This window comes from Vibrio pomeroyi (assembly GCF_024347595.1).
Classification (GTDB): domain Bacteria; phylum Pseudomonadota; class Gammaproteobacteria; order Enterobacterales; family Vibrionaceae; genus Vibrio; species Vibrio pomeroyi.
Genome location: NZ_AP025506.1, coordinates 1,349,344 through 1,366,261 on the forward strand (window position 1 = coordinate 1,349,344; position 16,918 = coordinate 1,366,261).

13 protein-coding genes are annotated in these 16,918 nt (G+C 45.5%); 7 read left to right on the forward strand and 6 right to left on the reverse strand.

Annotated elements, in window-relative coordinates; translation table 11 throughout:
* Window positions 1–23: 23 nt before the first annotated feature.
* From OCV12_RS06040 to OCV12_RS06055, 4 genes are all read right to left on the reverse strand, one after another.
* Entirely contained in the window at window positions 24–1,373 is a 1,350-nt protein-coding gene (locus tag OCV12_RS06040; RefSeq protein ID WP_261885616.1) for an ATP-binding protein, read from the reverse strand.
* Between the two features lie 126 nt (window positions 1,374–1,499).
* Entirely contained in the window at window positions 1,500–2,159 is a 660-nt protein-coding gene (locus tag OCV12_RS06045; RefSeq protein ID WP_004741316.1) for a response regulator transcription factor, read from the reverse strand.
* Between the two features lie 61 nt (window positions 2,160–2,220).
* Complete coding sequence (locus tag OCV12_RS06050; protein ID WP_132763695.1) at window positions 2,221–2,619, reverse strand: PepSY domain-containing protein; 399 nt, start codon at window positions 2,617–2,619, stop codon at window positions 2,221–2,223.
* 174 nt (window positions 2,620–2,793) lie between these two features.
* The gene (locus OCV12_RS06055) at window positions 2,794–4,536 is read right to left on the reverse strand and encodes a DEAD/DEAH box helicase (RefSeq protein ID WP_261885617.1); all 1,743 of its coding nucleotides are present in this window, start codon (window positions 4,534–4,536) and stop codon (window positions 2,794–2,796) included.
* A 97-nt stretch (window positions 4,537–4,633) separates the two neighbouring features.
* Here OCV12_RS06055 and rsuA point away from each other — a divergent pair, with 97 nt between their 5' ends.
* From rsuA to OCV12_RS06070, 3 genes are all read left to right on the forward strand, one after another.
* The gene (gene rsuA, locus OCV12_RS06060) at window positions 4,634–5,329 is read left to right on the forward strand and encodes a 16S rRNA pseudouridine(516) synthase RsuA (RefSeq protein WP_017633289.1); all 696 of its coding nucleotides are present in this window, start codon (window positions 4,634–4,636) and stop codon (window positions 5,327–5,329) included.
* Between the two features lie 204 nt (window positions 5,330–5,533).
* Window positions 5,534–6,751 (forward strand): Bcr/CflA family multidrug efflux MFS transporter, encoded by a 1,218-nt coding sequence (locus OCV12_RS06065; RefSeq protein ID WP_176681536.1) that lies wholly within the window; start codon window positions 5,534–5,536, stop codon window positions 6,749–6,751.
* A complete protein-coding gene (locus tag OCV12_RS06070) occupies window positions 6,751–7,410 on the forward strand; it encodes a DUF2913 family protein (RefSeq protein ID WP_176681535.1) in 660 nt (219 codons plus the stop codon). Before OCV12_RS06065 ends, OCV12_RS06070 begins: the two co-directional genes overlap by 1 nt.
* 161 nt (window positions 7,411–7,571) lie before the next feature.
* On the opposite strand, the gene OCV12_RS06075 is transcribed toward OCV12_RS06070, so the two are convergent.
* Together OCV12_RS06075 and OCV12_RS06080 are read right to left on the reverse strand one after the other, a co-directional pair.
* Window positions 7,572–9,002, reverse strand: a complete 1,431-nt coding sequence (locus OCV12_RS06075) for an SDR family oxidoreductase (RefSeq protein ID WP_261885618.1) — start codon at window positions 9,000–9,002, stop codon at window positions 7,572–7,574.
* Window positions 9,003–9,157: 155 nt separating this feature from the next.
* A complete protein-coding gene (locus OCV12_RS06080) occupies window positions 9,158–10,585 on the reverse strand; it encodes a cytochrome-c peroxidase (protein WP_261885619.1) in 1,428 nt (475 codons plus the stop codon).
* A gap of 482 nt (window positions 10,586–11,067) precedes the next feature.
* On the opposite strand from OCV12_RS06080, the gene OCV12_RS06085 reads away from it, so the two are divergent.
* The 4 genes from OCV12_RS06085 (at window position 11,068) to OCV12_RS06100 (ending at window position 16,807) form a co-directional block, all read left to right on the forward strand.
* Window positions 11,068–12,441: an MATE family efflux transporter gene (locus OCV12_RS06085; RefSeq protein ID WP_239848629.1), complete on the forward strand. Its 1,374-nt coding sequence runs from the start codon at window positions 11,068–11,070 to the stop codon at window positions 12,439–12,441.
* 122 nt (window positions 12,442–12,563) lie between these two features.
* Window positions 12,564–13,235 carry an ABC transporter ATP-binding protein gene (locus OCV12_RS06090; protein WP_017060385.1) on the forward strand — a complete coding sequence of 224 codons (672 nt, stop codon included), beginning with the start codon at window positions 12,564–12,566 and terminating at the stop codon, window positions 13,233–13,235.
* Window positions 13,216–15,669: an ABC transporter permease gene (locus OCV12_RS06095; RefSeq protein WP_261885620.1), complete on the forward strand. Its 2,454-nt coding sequence runs from the start codon at window positions 13,216–13,218 to the stop codon at window positions 15,667–15,669. Before OCV12_RS06090 ends, OCV12_RS06095 begins: the two co-directional genes overlap by 20 nt.
* Complete coding sequence (locus OCV12_RS06100; protein WP_261885621.1) at window positions 15,659–16,807, forward strand: lipocalin-like domain-containing protein; 1,149 nt, start codon at window positions 15,659–15,661, stop codon at window positions 16,805–16,807. The genes OCV12_RS06095 and OCV12_RS06100 overlap by 11 nt, the downstream gene beginning before the upstream one ends.
* Window positions 16,808–16,918 lie beyond the last annotated feature (111 nt).

The window sequence follows — 16,918 nt, forward strand, 5'->3', positions numbered from 1 at the left end:
AATGCGATTATGAGTTTCTTGGTTTAAGAAGCTTGAGATACTTTTAGGACAAGAGAGGCTTTCAAGCCGCCCATTGAGCTTTTACTGAGCGTTAAGCTGCCACGGTAGCTGTGTGCCATCTCATTCACAATGTTCAGCCCTAGTCCGGTTCCGGGAGTGGTTTCATCGAGCCTTACACCTCGCTTGGTCACTTGTGCGAGTTTCTCTTCGGGAATGCCTTGTCCGTCATCCTCAATAATCAATTCGACATTGCCGTTGGCCAGTTCATTAGCGTGAACTCGAATAATACTGCCCGCCCACTTGTAACTGTTTTCCAGTAGGTTGCCGACCATTTCATCGAGGTCGGTTTTTTCGACAGCAACCTCAAGTTCAGAGTCCAGTTCATTGATCATAGTGACTTCATTGGCGGCATAAACTTTATCAAACGCCATCGAGATCGCTTCAACACGTTCAAAAGGTGACGACTTCACCGAAAGGATGTTCATTGCACCCGCCATACGAGCGCGACCAAGGTGATAATCTATCTGGCTTTGGATTTGTTGAATGGGCTGCTGTAACAGTTTCTTCTCGTTGTCAGGAAGCATCTCTATTTCATTTTTCATCACCGATAGCGGTGTTTTCAATGCATGAGAGAGGTTACCCGCGTGGTTACGAGCACGTTCCAGCAATTCTTGGTAATGAAAGAGTAGGGCATTGAGGTCTGATACTAGTGGAGAAACTTCTTTTGGGTAGTTATCACTTAGCCCTTGTTGTTCGCCTTTTCTCAGCATCACCAATTCACGCTGCATCTTACTAAGAGGTAATAGAGACCAGCTGACTTGAATACCAATTAGCATCAGCACGCCAACGAACAACAACATCAGAATCAACCATACTTGCCCCGTTAGTTCTGCAAGCGTTGACTCTAATGGATCTTCATCAATACCAATGGTGATGGTGATAGGATCGCTGAGTGACGGAAGGTAGATGTCTTGTTCGATGTAAATCAGCTTTTCTTTTTCAGGCCCTTTGATAGAGGTGTGAATAGGAGAGCGCTTGATGGTGAGGTCCTTGTCCCATAGTGAGCGAGAACGAATTATTTGGTCTTGGGTTGAGGCGCGCCAATAGATACCACTGTAAGGTTGGTTGAACCTTGGGTCAGAAAGACGTTCCGCCATGATAAGGTTGCCATTGTCGTTGGTTTCGATATTGGCGGTGAGCTCGTCCATAGTAAGGGAAAGCTGCTGCTTCATGTCATCGACCAGGTAGTCGTTCACCAGTTTCGGTATTCCGACACCTGCCGCTAATATCATCGCACCAAGCCAAAAAGCCGCAGCGAGGAGCAAGCGGCTTTTTAGACTGATGTTTTTAAGAGTTCGTTTCTTTAGATTCATGCATTTCCAGCCTGCCTTTGCCCACCGTTATTTGATTGTATTTCGATGATCAGAACAGGCTGTCCATTTAATTGGCTATTACACTGAGTCTCGTTGACGATTGCTCTAGTGTAATTAGATAGGGTGCTATTCAGCGTTCAGTTGGTAGCCAAGGCCACGCACCGTTTTGATGATCTTCGGTGCGATTTTCTTACGAATACGGCCAATGAACACCTCAACCGTGTTTGAGTCACGGTCGAAATCTTGTTTGTAGATGTGTTCAACCAATTCAGTGCGCGAGATAACCTTGTTTTGGTTATGCATGAAATACGCGACAACCTTATATTCAAGTGCTGTTAGGCTTACAGCTTGGCCTTGCCACAGTACTTTAGAACTGCGAGTGTCTAGGCTTAAATCACCAATTTGAAGAACTGGCGCTGCGCTGCCTGAAGCTCGGCGCAATTGAGCGCGAATACGAGCAATCAACTCAACCATTTCGAATGGTTTAGTCAGGTAATCATCTGCGCCTGCGTTTAAGCCTTCAACACGCTGGGTTAGCGTGTCACGAGCACTCAAGATAATCACTGGCGTGTTAATGTTTTCGTCTCGAATACCTTTTAAAACGGTCAGGCCATCAAGCTTAGGCAGTCCTAAATCAAGAACAATCGCGTCCCACTCTTCTGAGGTAGCACGGTAGAGTGCATCAATACCATCTTGAGAAAGTTCTGGAACCCAGTCGGCTCCCTCAAGTGTTTCAATAATTTGTTGGCCCAAACGAGGTTCGTCTTCAACGACTAAAATTTTCATAATTGTTCTTCTTAATTCTTGTAATGATTCTTCGTTGTGCTGGATTATTCGTCGCGCTTAATTAGTCGCCGTGTTTAATTGCGTTTTTAAAGTTGCGGCCTTCAATTTTCAGCATGTCTAACGTTTCGGCGTTGTATTCAACTTTTATGATGTTGTTTTGGAAGTTAATTTTTAGTTCATACACCCAAATATCATCATCTTCTTCTAGCTCGACTTTAATGATTCGGCCATGAAGATCGTTTTCTACTGCGGCATACATTTCAGAGAAAGGGCGAATATAGCCTTCTCGAACCGCTTCATAGACTTCGTCTTGATCTTCTTCGAATTCGATGCGGGTTCCTGCTTTGTGAACGTCTTGTACTAGGTCGTGACCATTATGATGTGAGTCAGCCCATGCGCCAGCAGAAACAAATAAGCCTAAGCTTATAGAAAACAAAGAAATCATAGCTTTACTAAACATAGCGAATCCTAGAGAAGGTTGATAGCGTTCAGTATAAAAAAGTAATTCTGAACAGAAAGTGAACCTGATTAATAATGAGAATTTGATACCGAAAAACTTAACGCTTAAATGGCGAATGCTTTAATACGCCAGACTAACCACCAAGTGTTAAGAACGTAAGACTTAGCTTTAACCTCAACGTTGCTGTAGTTCATCTTCGAATATCTTGTCTCTCATTTTCCAAAAGCGTCCAACTTTACGTGCAATCACGAATTGTGGTAGGCGGAATCTGTGTTGGTGAGCAACCACTTTCGATGGCGACGCTTCTTCAAAAGGCCTGTGTCTATCCGCAAGGTGAGGGCGAACAAACTGATCTTTGAAGTTTTGCTTCTGCTTCTTGGTGGTTAATGACCAAAATTCATGCACTTGCGCTTGGTTTTCGCCTCGGTAGGTGACTTTAAGCTGCGACTTGCCTTTATCATCCTTGAGTACATTGAGGTCCATTTCTAAACACTCAAACACCAAAGCATCTTTTAGATTGAGTGCCTCTTTGAGCTTTTTGTCTGGGTCAACTAAGGTAGCGTCGCATTCATGACAAATGCGTGCCGCAATGTCGTTGTCCGCACCACACTCACCGCAGTATTTGGCGCGGAAGCGATAGTTACAATGCTCACGTTCGCCCGTGTCTTCATCTGTAAAGTAGCCTTGGCATTTACGGCCAAAGTGTTCGAGCAAGAAGCCGTTACTGTCTAGCTTGCCCCAGAAGTTGTTATTGAAGCCGCAGGCAGGGCAAGGGATGGTGATGATTTCACTGTCTGAATCCGGTTTGGGGTCGCCAACTTCAGGCTGGTAAAGGTCATAGCTGTTGCCCGCATAGTCGAGAACCAAACACTCTTTTTTACCCGGAGACAAACGCAATCCACGGCCAACGATCTGTTGGTACAAACTGATGGATTCTGTTGGGCGAAGTATCGCGATTAAATCGACATGCGGTGCATCAAAGCCAGTGGTTAATACTGATACGTTGACCAAGAATTTGATTTTTCGGTCTTTGAAGTCATTGATGATTTGGTCGCGTTCGAGTGTTGGGGTATCGCCAATCACAATTGCCGCTTCGCCTTCGGGTAATAAGCCAAGGATCTCTTGAGCGTGTCGAACCGTGGCTGCAAACACCATAATGCCAAGCTTATCTTGGGCAAGATGAATGATCTGGTCGACAATCTGTGGTGTAGCGCGTTTCGATTGCTCGATTACCATATCAAGCTCAGCTTCTTTGTACCGGCCTGTGCTTGCCGGTTTTAATTGTGAGAAGTCATAACTTAATACTGGTGCATCTATCATGCGGGCAGGGGTTAAGAAGCCTTCATCAAGCAAGTAGCGAATCGGCAGCTCAAAGATGCAGTCACGGAAGAAGCGTGGCTCATCCGAACGTACTTGGCCGCGAGTGTGATATTGATAAATCCAACCCATGCCAAGGCGATACGGTGTTGCCGTTAAGCCAAGCACTTTGATGCCGGAATTATTCTCGCGTAAGTGAGTGATCACTTTCTGATAGCTACTGGTCTTTTCGTCAGGTACGCGGTGGCATTCGTCGATAACCAACAGCGAAAATTGATTAGAGAATGAATCGAGGTTGCGAACTACAGATTGAACCGACGCGAATACCACTTGTTGGTCGGTCTCTTTACGGCCTAAACCCGCCGAGAAAATCGAGCCTTTTAACCCATAACCTTCATATTTTTCATGGTTCTGTTCAACCAGCTCTTTTACGTGAGCAAGCACCAACACTCGACCTTTCGCAAGCCTCGCCAGTTCTGCAATCACAAGGCTTTTTCCTGCCCCTGTCGGTAGCACGAGAACAGCCGGAGTTTGGTGTTTTCTGAAGTAATGAATCACTGATTTTACGGAATCAGCTTGGTACGGGCGGAGTGTATACATATCGCGTCTTGTAAAAGGGAAAACAAATAGTGTGAAATAGCTCAACTAATTGAGCAAAGGTGACTATAATACCCGACTTAGATTAGTTGAGGTATTCATGCGTTTAGATAAATTTCTGTGCGATGCGTTAGGCGTCACTCGAAGAGAAGCAACACACTTATTAAAATCAAAAGCAGTGACAGTCAATGACGTCATTCAAAAAAGCGGTTCACTTAAGGTAACGGAAGAGTGTGTTGTTGAATGGCAGGGTAATGAACTGAATGTTCATGGTCCACGTTACATCATGCTTTATAAGCCAGAAGGCTTTGTTTGTTCGCATGAAGATGGCTCAAATCGCACTGCGTTTGAATTACTTGATGAAATCAAAATGGACAAGCTGCACTTTGCTGGTCGTCTAGATGTTGATACAACAGGCCTTGTCCTGATCACTGATGATGGTAAGTGGTCTCACCGCATCACAGCACCGAAACACAAGTGCGAAAAAATGTACCGAGTGTGGTTGGTTGATCCAGTAGAACCTGACTACGTTGAAAAATTCAAAGAGGGCATCCAGCTTAAGAGCGAAGATGGCCTAACACTTCCTGCACATCTTGAAGTACGTGCAGAACGTGAAGTACTACTAACGATTCACGAAGGCAAATACCACCAAGTAAAACGCATGTTTGCTGCGCTTGGTAACAAGGTAGAAGCACTGCACCGTGAACGTATTGGCGAAATCGAGATGGACGAGTCTTTAGAATTAGGTGAATACCGTTACCTAACTCAAGAAGAAGTCGACTCTATCTGGAAGTAACCCTTAGCTAGAAGCTGTTTAAAATCAGCAAAACTGTTGATGACAGAACATCGCTCATAGCAGGAAATAGCCCTTTCGTTGTAAAGCCGACCATGGATAGCGTCGGCTGATGATGTTGACTGGTACTAGGAAAGTCTCAGCCAATCTTTTGACTTGCGTGCTCGCGTAGGTCCCTAGCTCTACCAGTTGAACATTCGGAGAACCATGCAGACATCTACCACACAGAGCCCAAGCTCCCAACCTGAAACTCCTCAATTAGGCTTAATGCTATTTTTGATTCTCGGTGCAATTGGCGCACTGACGCCGCTCGCGATCGATATGTATTTGCCGGCGATGCCGACCATTGCCAAAGATCTTGGTGTGACGGCGGGTGAAGTACAAATTACGCTAACAGCTTATACCGCAGGTTTCGCGTTGGGGCAGTTATTGCACGGTCCATTAGCCGACAGTTATGGTCGCAAGCCTGTACTGTTGATTGGTGTGTTCCTGTTTGCTATCGCTTCTATGGTAAGTGCAACAACGCATGGTATTGAAGCGCTGACTTACATCCGTACCGCGCAAGGTTTTGCAGGTGCTGCAGCCGCCGTTATTATTCAAGCTGTGGTAAGAGACATGTTTGACCGCGAAGATTTCGCGAGAACCATGTCTTTCGTTACCTTGGTCATGACGGTTGCACCATTAGTCGCTCCTATGATTGGTGGTTACTTGGCATTGTGGTTCGGCTGGCGCTCAATTTTCTGGGTATTGGCTATTTTTGCGGTGATCGTAATCTTAGCGGTATCGATGAAGATTCCAGAAACGCTGCCAACGGAAAATCGTCAACCGCTGCGTTTCAAAACCACGATTCGTAACTATGCTCGTTTATGTAAAAACCCGACGGCTATGGGCCTGATTTTCTCAGGTGCGTTCTCTTTCTCGGGAATGTTCGCATTCTTAACGGCAGGTTCTTTCGTTTACATCGACATCTATGGTGTTCGTCCTGATCTATTTGGTTACTTGTTTGGCTTGAACATTGTCGCGATGATCTTGATGACGAGCATTAATGGACGAATCGTAAAGAAAGTTGGCTCTCACGCGATGCTAAAATTGGGTTTATCGATTCAATTGTTCGCGGGTTTAGGTTTGTTGGTCGGCTGGTCACTAGACATCGGCTTATGGGGTATTGTGCCATTCGTGATGCTGTTTATCGGCACACTGTCTACCATTGGTAGTAACTCAATGGCGCTGCTTTTAAGCGGATACCCGAATATGGCCGGAACAGCTTCTTCGCTGGCGGGCACATTAAGATTTGGTACTGGTTCTGTGGTAGGCGCAATTGTCGCAATGCTACCAAGTGACACTGCAGGGCCAATGGCTATGGTGATGGCAGCATGTGCAATACTGTCAGCATTACTATATTGGACATTAGGAAAGAAGGCATAATGTCAAAATACTATATTGAAATTCAGAAGTTAGTGAACGATGCGTTAGGTGAGCTATACGCTCTGCATAAGTCAGGTAAAGCGATTGACGCTCCTATTGCAAACAACCTTTACCTTGTTCGTTGGGTAACCAAAGCGATCAAGGCTCAATCTTACGATCGCGTGATAGTGCCTGACTTAGTTCGCTGGCAAAAGCAGGGTCGCTCGAAGGGTAACAACTCTGATTTAACCTTTACCTTCAAACGTATCTCTGCGTTTTACGGTCAGTTCTTCCCTGAAGGCGAAGAGCCGAAAGCGCTAAAAGACAGCGATGTTGAAGCGTTTATGGATAAGATGTATGAGATGGGTTGGAGCGTATCAAGCGAAGACGAGCTAACCACTGGCGGCAAAATCCAATTCTTTACCGATGGTGAGCACTCTTTTGCCTTGTGTGGCAAACAGTGTGACGACTCTTTCGACGGTGAGTTGATGGTAAAGCCAATGAACTGGTTTGTACGTGGTAACCACGCTGAGTTTATTCAAGCGGCGATGGAAGCGGGCTTTATGCTTCACAAAGTGACGGACTACAAGTCTGCAGTGAAGTACCACGGTGAATATATCGTGTACCCAGCTAACCAAGGTAATCAATTGGCAGAGATTCCAATTAGCGTTATCGGCTAGTAGCGGATTCGGGATTCGAAGAGCGGAATTGTCCGCTCTTTATCGCCTCTCACAGCGCATGTCGCTAATTTGCTGTTAAGTCTTTTCGCATCACGTCACTCGAATCCCGCATCTGCTTTTTAATCTCTTCGCACCTCGTTACCCGAATCTCGTATCTGCTTCTAGCCCAGCTCTTTCGCCTGCTTCTCTATCGCTTTCACCATCCCTTTAAAGATAAATAGGTGAGCTGGCATCATTGCAAACCAATACAGTAATCCTAGAAAGCCTTTCGGGTGCCACCAAGCTGATATGTTCAGTTCACGAGAATCTCCGTTATCAGAAACGGTAATTTCCAGTCGCCCTAAGCCCGGGCCTTTCATCCCGAACAACAACGATAAGAATTGGTTCTCTTCACAGCGAATCACTTTCCATGAGTCAATTTTGTCGCCTACTTTTAGTTTTGGCCCTTCTGGCATTTGTCGAACGGGTACACCGCCGCCAAACAGAAGATCTAACCATTCTCTTGTGCGCCATAAAGAGTTAGCGAAGAAGTAACCTTGTTTCGGGCTGCCTATCTTTTGAACGACGTGCCAAAGCGACTCTAGCGAGGCAGTCGACGTGATACTTGCGCCAGTCTTCTTGGGGTAGTAACCATATCCGGCTTGCCAGCGTTTGAATGCGGTTTTATCGAAGCCCCACACATTACTTTTTACGAAGTTACCTTCAGCGTGAATCGCTTGTTCTACCATGCTCTCGAATGACACGAGTTTTTGCGGATACTTTTCTTGGATAGTGGTCGAGTTGGCAATAAAGTCATGCTTTAAACCCGCAAGTAACGCTCTACCTATGTTGGAAGGGACAGAGGTCACCACGCCAAGCCAATAAGAAGCGATTTTAGGTGTGAATAGGGAGGTTGCCCACAGCCTAAGTGGACGATCGGCGGTTTTGGCAATATGCGCGAATTGATTTCGATAAGAGACGATATCTGGCCCGCCCACCTCAAAGGTTTGGCTTTCACTTGGAGTATCTTGCGCTAGCTTTAATAAATAGTAATTTAGGTTTTTCAATGCGATAGGGTTCGCTTTTGAGTCGACCCATTTCGGCGCAATCATGATTGGCAAGTTGTAAACGAAGTCTCGCATTATCTCAAATGCAGCAGAGCCCGGGCCGATAATGACGCCAGCTCGCAGCTCGGTAACAGGAACAGACCCTTTACGAAGCAGCTCACCCGTTTTTTTTCTGGCTTGAAGGTGCTCAGAGTCGCCGGTTTGAGGTTGAAGTGAACTCAGATAGATAACATGTTGGTTTTTAGGGCCAAGTGCAGAGACAAAGTTGCGAGCTAGGTTTAACTCGTAATCAATGAAGTCGTGGCCTTCAGCCATCCCGTGGACAAGGAAGAAGATAAGGTCAAAGTCGGGAACCAAAGCTTGTGTTGCTGATTGGTCAGCCAGATCGAGATATTCGAGTGACAAATTCTCATGAGGCTCAGTTCTCGCTTTTAAGTAGTCGATATGCCTTGCTGCTGCGGTTACCTGATAACCTTGCTCTAGCAGAAGGGGAAGCAGCTGTGAACCAACATATCCAGAAGCGCCTAAAACCAGTACTTTCTTCATCGTTACTCCATGTATTGCGTATCAAACCATCCTTTGCTCATACTACGCTAACTTTTCTACAAAACCAATTGAGCCACGAGTAATGAAAAAGCCAATAGAAAGAATCTATTGGCTTAAGTTTATCGGCAGCATTTAATCGCTTCGATGGACGTTAGTTAGCTCTGCTGCTGAGCTTTAGGGCTAAGGTTGTTTCCCTTGTATTCGCCGGTGAGCGTTTTTAGGAATGCTTTGATGGCATCCACTTCATCATCACTCATTTCGACACCCACTTGATATTTACCCATATCAAAGATCGCTTGTTCTAGTGTCTCTGCATGGCCGTCGTGGAAGTAGGGCGCAGTGAGTTCAATGTTTCTCAGCGTTGGCACCTTGAACTTGTGCTTGTCGGACTCAATCGCCGTGACGTTGTATCTTCCCAAGTCCTCTGGGGTGATGTCAGTTCCTCTGTCTGAGAAGTAGTCCGCTTTCATACCCATGGTTTCAAAGGTTTCACCGCCCATGGCTTCACCCGTGTGGCACGTATCACAGCTGTATTGTTTGAATAGCTTCAGTCCATGTTTTTCATGAGCGTCCATTGCGTCGGTATTACCCGTCAGGTATTGGTCGAATCGGCTGTTTGGTGTCACCAAGGTTTTTTCAAATTCGGCGATAGCATGAGTGATGGTGTCACCGGTGATTTCACCGTTATAAGTCTTATTGAATTTGGCAACTAACTCAGGATCACTGCTCAGTTTATCGATGATCTGTTGCCAACCCTCTGATCCCATTTCGATAGGGTTAAAAGGAGGGCCGCCCGCTTGGTCTTGCAAGTCATTCGCCCTGCCGTCCCAAAATTGCAGTTTGTTATACGCCGAGTTGAAAACCGTTGGCGCATTGATGCCGCCAACTTGACCATGAATGCCAACAGAGCCAACTAAGTTGTCGACACCGCCTGTATCTAGGCTATGGCAAGTGGCACAAGAAATCGTGTCATCACCTGATAGGCGCGTGTCATGGTAGAGCGCTTTGCCCAGCTTTACTCTGTCTTCGTCTACTTCAAACTCGGTGTAGATTGGCTGAAGCGTACCTTCTCTGCGGCTGTCATCTACTGGAGAGTCTTGGTGAATGTCTGCTCTTGTTTGGCGTATCCATTTTAATAAGGTGTGCTTTTCTTCATTTGAAATGCCTGCAGACCAGTGCATGGATTGATAGATCTTAGGTGGCATAGAATCGTCGTAGAGCACTTTTTCGATGCGCGCGAGCGCTACTTCGGATACTGGTTCATTATTCTGAATACCGTTGAAGAGTTGCGTAATCTCAAAGTGCTTCATACCTGTTTGTATGTCGGCATTCATGAGGGTTTTCGCGATTGGCCATTCAGAGTAGAAGGGCATTTCACTTTCGTTGGTGTGGCAGTAAGCACACCCTTTATCACTGAGTACTTTCATTGCTTGGTAGTCTAAAGAGGACTTATCCAAAGATGAAAATTGCGCGAGGCTTTCAGCAGCAATGCGTTGATCGTTTTTATCAACCGTATACACCGTACCTAAATAAGCCAAGATACCGACACCTGCCAAACTCATTATTAATTTTTTATTATTCATTTTAACTCCCTATTGAAACTGGGGTGGAAGTTATTGAATTAAAGATGATTTATGAAATGACAAAAAGGAATGAATATTAATCGAATAATTAGATGGATAAAAATTTGACACAATAAAACCACTCAAATCATGCGGTTAAGGCGATGTGTGAAAATTGATAACAAATTCAATGAAATAAACATCGGGAGTAACTTTGATTTCCGTCAATTTAGGTTTTTAGGAGATCAAGTCGAGTGTTGTATGTATGAGCGCTGTTTGATATCTACTTTTTATGGCTAATTTGAGAATTGATTATATTTACCAAACTTATTCTTACCTAGGCTTGGGAGTCTCACCTTATTGCCATTCAATTGATGAAACGTGAAAAGACGTTATACGGAAATTGATGTCCTCAGTATGATTTATGTATGGTTGAAATTCGAACATTGATATACTGAAAGAATAATCCTTTTGTCATCAACACGTTCCGTTCAGGTATTCCTATGTTGCTCTCTTCAATTATCCATCACACACGCGGCGATTTTGTTCGTAGGTTGATTGCCATTGCTTTGCCAATCACCTTGCAGAGCATCATGTTTTCAAGCCGAGGCTTAGTGGATGTATTGATGTTAGGACAACTTGGGGAAGCAGATATTGCCGCTGTCGGTGTTGCAAGTCGCGCGATGTTTGTGACGACTATTATGCTGGTGGGCGTGACCACGGGCGGGGCCCTGTTGACAGCTCAATATTGGGGAGCGGGCAACAAACAAGGTGTGAGAGAAAGCACTGCATTAACCTGGCTGGTTTCGACGCTGTTTGCACTGCTGACCATCGTGTTCTTTGTCTCTTTCCCGGCACAAATTATGGGTGTGACTACCGACTCTCAAGAAGTTATTAGCTTGGGCGTTGAATACATCGTTATCACCTCATTTAGCATGTTAGCCGTATCGTGTGTCAGCAGTATGGCTGTTGGCCTAAGAGCGATGCATAAACCTGGGTTGAGTACCTTCTTCAGTGGTATTGGTATCCTGTCTAACGTGTTCTTAAACTGGGTGCTAATCTTCGGTAACTTAGGATTTCCGGCTCTTGGCATCAAAGGTGCGGCGATTGCGACCGTACTGAGTGGCGCAATTGAAGTGGCGACCTTGTTTGGCTACCTCTATTTCTCTAAACATTTATTAGCCTTCAAACTTTGTGATATCAAAGCAGCGGCTACTGTGGAGAAAGTCGTTCGCTTCTTGAAATTGTCTCTGCCGACAACCTTTAACTTTTTAGCTTGGGCTGGTGGCTTATTCGCTTATCACGCCATCATGGGGCAATCGGGCGTGCAAGGGTTAGCAGCACTTTCGGTGATGACGCCCGTTGAATCTATCTCATTGAGTTTATTAATTGGTATGTCGAATGCAGCCGCGGTTTTGGTGGGGAACCAGCTTGGTGCGAAGAACAATGAAGCGGTCTACTATCAAGCACTCGGCTTAACGATTTTGTGCTTCTTGACCAGTATTGTAGTGGCGATTTTCCTCTACTTTATACAAACGCCAATATTGAATGCCTTTAGTGCTTTGACTGAAGAAACCCGAGCGCTTTCAGAGAAGTTTATTTTGATTCTCAGCGTGGGTATTGTCATTCGTTCTATTCCAATGACAGTGATCGTTGGTGTACTCAGAGCGGGCGGTGACGTTAAGTTCTGTCTTTACCAAGATCTGATTGCTCAGTGGGTGATAGGTATTCCGTTGGCAGCCATCGCCGCTATTTACTTTAAGTTTCCACCTGAGTGGGTTTACCTGCTGTTCCTCACTGAAGAAGTGATTAAGTGGGGCGGGTCGCTCTATCGCATGAAAACAAGAAAATGGATTAAAAACTTGATAGGAAGTTGAAGTCGGGCGCACCAATCGCATCACTTTATCGTTGGTGTGTGATCTATCTTTCAAAATACTTCCTCCTAACAGGGAATTAGTGTAGATTCTCCTTCCAAATTCTAACTAATGCGAGCTGTTTAATGTTAAAGCTGTCAGACCTATGTAAAGGCTATGTCGATGGGGGGGAGTTCCACCCTGTTTTGCAAGGTGCTGAACTGACATTAAACCAAGGTGACCAGCTGGCATTAATGGGCGAAAGCGGTTCAGGTAAAAGTACTTTACTGAATCTTATCGCGGGTTTAGACCTAGCCGATTCAGGTGAAATCGCTTTCCCTCACTTCAACATGCACGACTCTACCGAGCGTGACCGCACCGCTTATCGCAGAAACAACATTGGCCATATCTTTCAGCAGTTCAACTTACTGCCGACATTGAATATTGCTGATAACATTCGTTTTTGCCGCCAATTAAAAGGCTTACCTGAAGACAAGGGGCTCTGGAGGCAGATTCTTTCTGCTTTAGATCTAATGCCTTTGCTTGGTCGTTACCCTGAAGAGGCGTCTGGTGGACAGCAACAACGTGCAGCGATTGCTCGTGCGTTGTATATGGAACCAAAAATCTTATTGGCCGATGAACCAACAGGTAGTCTAGATGAACGTAATGCCGAAGCGGTAATGCGTTTGCTTACGTCTTTGGCTCGCCAATTAGAATGCACTTTGTTGTTGGTGACACACAGTGAAAAAGTAGCGTTACACATGGATGGCCGGATCCGTCTACAAGGAGGGCAACTGCATGTTATGGCCCGTAGTTAAGGCACTACTCGGTCATTATCGACGTTACCCACTTCAGATTATCTTGGTATGGCTTGGTTTAACCCTCGGTGTATCACTTTTGGTTGGTGTTACTGCCATTAACCAGCACGCCAAGCAAAGCTATGCTCATGGCGAAAAACTCTTTTCGAATCCTCTTCCTTACCGTATTCGACCAAAACACAACGCCAATAAAATCCCACAAGGCTTTTATATCCACCTTCGCCGTGAGGGCTTTCAGCAGTGTTCTCCTTTTGATCACCATCGTATCACTGATGAAAACGGTTCAAACTTCATGCTGATTGGCATAGACCCAGTATCTATGCTTCAACTGCAACCGGGCGTTGCGTTAAAAGATCTCAATACGTTAAACCTCATGAAGCCGCCGTATCCGATTCTTGTGAGCGATGATCTCGCTGAACACATGCAATGGAACAATGGTGATTACATTCCTCTTCTGGATGGCTCTGAACTTGGCCCTGTGATGGTTGACGAGAACAACATTATTAATGGTACAAGATTGATTGCGGATATTTCGCTGCTGAGAATGCTCAAGCGAAGTGCCGGTTTATCTGTGATTGCTTGCTCAGAGATGTCTACCGAGAAGTTTGAGCGCCTTAAGAATATGTTGCCAAACGGTTTAACGATTTCGCGCAGCTCTAAAGCCGAACTTGAGTCTCTAACCAGTGCATTCCATTTAAACTTAAAAGCGATGGGTATGCTGTCGTTTGTGGTTGGCTTGTTCATTTTCTATCAAGCAATGTCGCTTTCTTTTATTCAACGTCAACCGTTAGTCGGAATTTTAAGACAGACGGGTGTGTCTGGTTGGCAGCTGACGAAAGCGCTCTGTTTAGAATTATTGCTACTGGTTTTACTGAGCTGGATCTGCGGCAATGTGTTTGGCGTGATGCTAGCAAACCAATTGTTACCTGCCGTATCTTCAAGCTTGGGCGATTTATATGACGCCAACGTCGGATTAACGATCGATTGGAATTGGCGTTGGAGCGGTTACAGCTTACTGATGGCATTGATTGGTGCTTTCTTAGCGTGTGCTTGGCCACTGGTTCGTTTACTTAAGTCTCAACCGATTCGTCTCTCTTCTCGTTTGTCTTTGATGCGTTTTGCTGGCACCGAGTTCACTTGGCAAGCACTGATTGGCTGTGGCTTCTTGGTTGCTGCTGTTGCTGTGTACCAAGCTCCGCAAACACAAGAGTCTGGCTTTGCAATTATCGCACTGATGTTGGTGAGTGTGGCTCTGTTCACGCCATTCTTAATGTGGAAACTGTTTAACAGCCTGTCTTATTCATTGCGTTGGGTTCGTGCTCGCTGGTTCTTCGCGGACGCAGCATCAAGCATGAGCTATCGTGGTGTCGCGACTATGGCCTTTATGCTAGCGCTGACGGCGAACATTGGCGTAGAAACCATGGTAGGTAGCTTTAGGGACACTACCGATAAGTGGCTAACACAGCGTTTGGCGGCTGACCTCTATATTTACCCAACCAACAATGCGGCGGCTCGTATGAGTAGTTGGCTATCAGAACAGCCTGAAGTTGATTCTGTTTGGTGGCGTTGGGAGAAAGATGTCGCTTCTCCAGTAGGCAGTATTCAAGTGGTGAGTACGGGACCTTCTGAAGGCGAACTAGAAGCGCTAACGATTAAACTCGGTATTCCAAATTACTGGTATCACTTACACCATTCTAAAGGTGTGTTGATCAGCGAATCGATGTCTCTCAAGCTGGGTATTCGCCCGGGAGACTATATTGACCTCTATGACAACCTAGGCTCCGGTTGGCAAGTTGTGGGCGTTTATTACGATTATGGTAACCCTTACCATCAAGTGATGATGTCACACCGAAACTGGCTATACGGTTTTGCTGGGCGAGGCAATGTTGGCCTTGGCGTGATACTCAAAGATGATGTCAATTCAATCGGTCTTAGAAGCCGATTGGAAAGCGTATTCAGGCTCGGATCTGAACGTATCTTTGATAACAACAATATTCACAGCCAAGCGATGCGGGTATTTGATAGAACGTTCGCGATTGCAGATACGCTAGGCAACATCACTTTGGTTATAGCTGTGTTCGGTATCTTCTTTGCAACTGTTGCGGGTGAAGTATCGCGGCAAAGGCATATCTCGCTGCAGCGCTGTTTAGGTGTCTCTGCGAAAGAGCTGATTCTGACAGGCAGTTTACAACTGTTTGTGTTTGGACTTATTTCCTCTTTAATCGCGATTCCGCTTGGCTTAGCGTTAGCGAGCTTGATCGTTGATATCGTTATCAAGCAGTCTTTTGGGTGGTCACTCGAGTTACAAGTGCTTCCTTGGGACTATTTAGAGACATTTGCTTGGGCAATGGCAGCATTGATGCTAGCTGGTGCTTTACCAGTGATGAGAATGATTCGGAACACGCCGATGAAGTCACTGAGGGATGCCCTTTAATATGTTTCTACGGAATAGCTCAACCAAGTTAAGACAGCGAATTTTGTCTTCTCTATTGTTAATCAGTTTCTTCGGCATCTTTTTGAGTGTTTGGGGTTACTACTCCTATTTCATCGACCCTGGCGAAAAAGGGGTCAATGAGGTGAACTCTGTTTTGGTAAGTGAACACTTCAACGTGTTTGAACCTGTGTTGCCAGACCGTAACGTTTCGCTACCACAAGATTTCAAGTTTCATCCGGAGTTTCAGCACGAATGGTGGCACTACTTTGCGTCTTTGAAAGGGGACGATGGCAAAGACTATTCGGTTCAGTGGAGCTTTTTCCGTATCGCGACAGACGAACGTGAAACGCCCGGATGGCAGAGTCCACAAGTCTATATCTCAAACGTGGTGGTCTCTTCCAAATCTAAAGTATGGAAAGAGCAGCGCATGGCTCGTGGTGGCATTGGCCAAGCGGGAATGACCAATCGTCCGTTTAGAATTTGGATTGATAATTGGAATTGGCGTTCGCTGGGTAACACGCCGTTTCCTGGTCGCCTGCAAGTACAAACGGATACGTTCGGTCTCCAATTAGATACAGTGGCGAAAGGGCCATATGTACTTAATGGGGAAAACGGCTATCAGAAAAAGCACGATTTACTACCTGTTGCATCTTATAACTTCAGCGCGCCGTTCTTATCATTGAGTGGCGTATTGAATCTCGACGGTGTCGCCAAGGAAGTTGAAGGCACAGCGTGGGTACATAAAGAGTGGGGCAGTGGTTTACTCGGAGTGGGTCAACAAGGTTGGGATTGGTTTGTATTCAATCTTGATGATGGTACAGCGCTGAGCATTAATCGCTATCGTCATAATCAACAGTTGCCTTATGTGTTCGGCACTTTAGCGACTCGTTCCGGTAAGGTATACCAACTGACCGAAGCCGATATTTCGATTCAGCCTTTGCAAAACACAACCTTGATGAATGGTCGACGAATGCCACTTCAGTGGATCATTAACGTGCCCAAGCATGATATCAACCTGACTACGCGTATTATACGTAGGGATATGTGGCTTCCATTTGTCATACCATATTGGGAAGGGCCAATTAAGGCGAGCGGGAGCCATGAGGCGACCGGCTTTATGCAGCTCACTGGTTACTAAACTTCACCTAAGGCTATCATTTGATAGCCTTTTTTTGTGCCATCCACTTTACTCTGCATGTAATGAATTCTGCATACAGGTTCGATGATCTCATCTATACTTAATTTATGG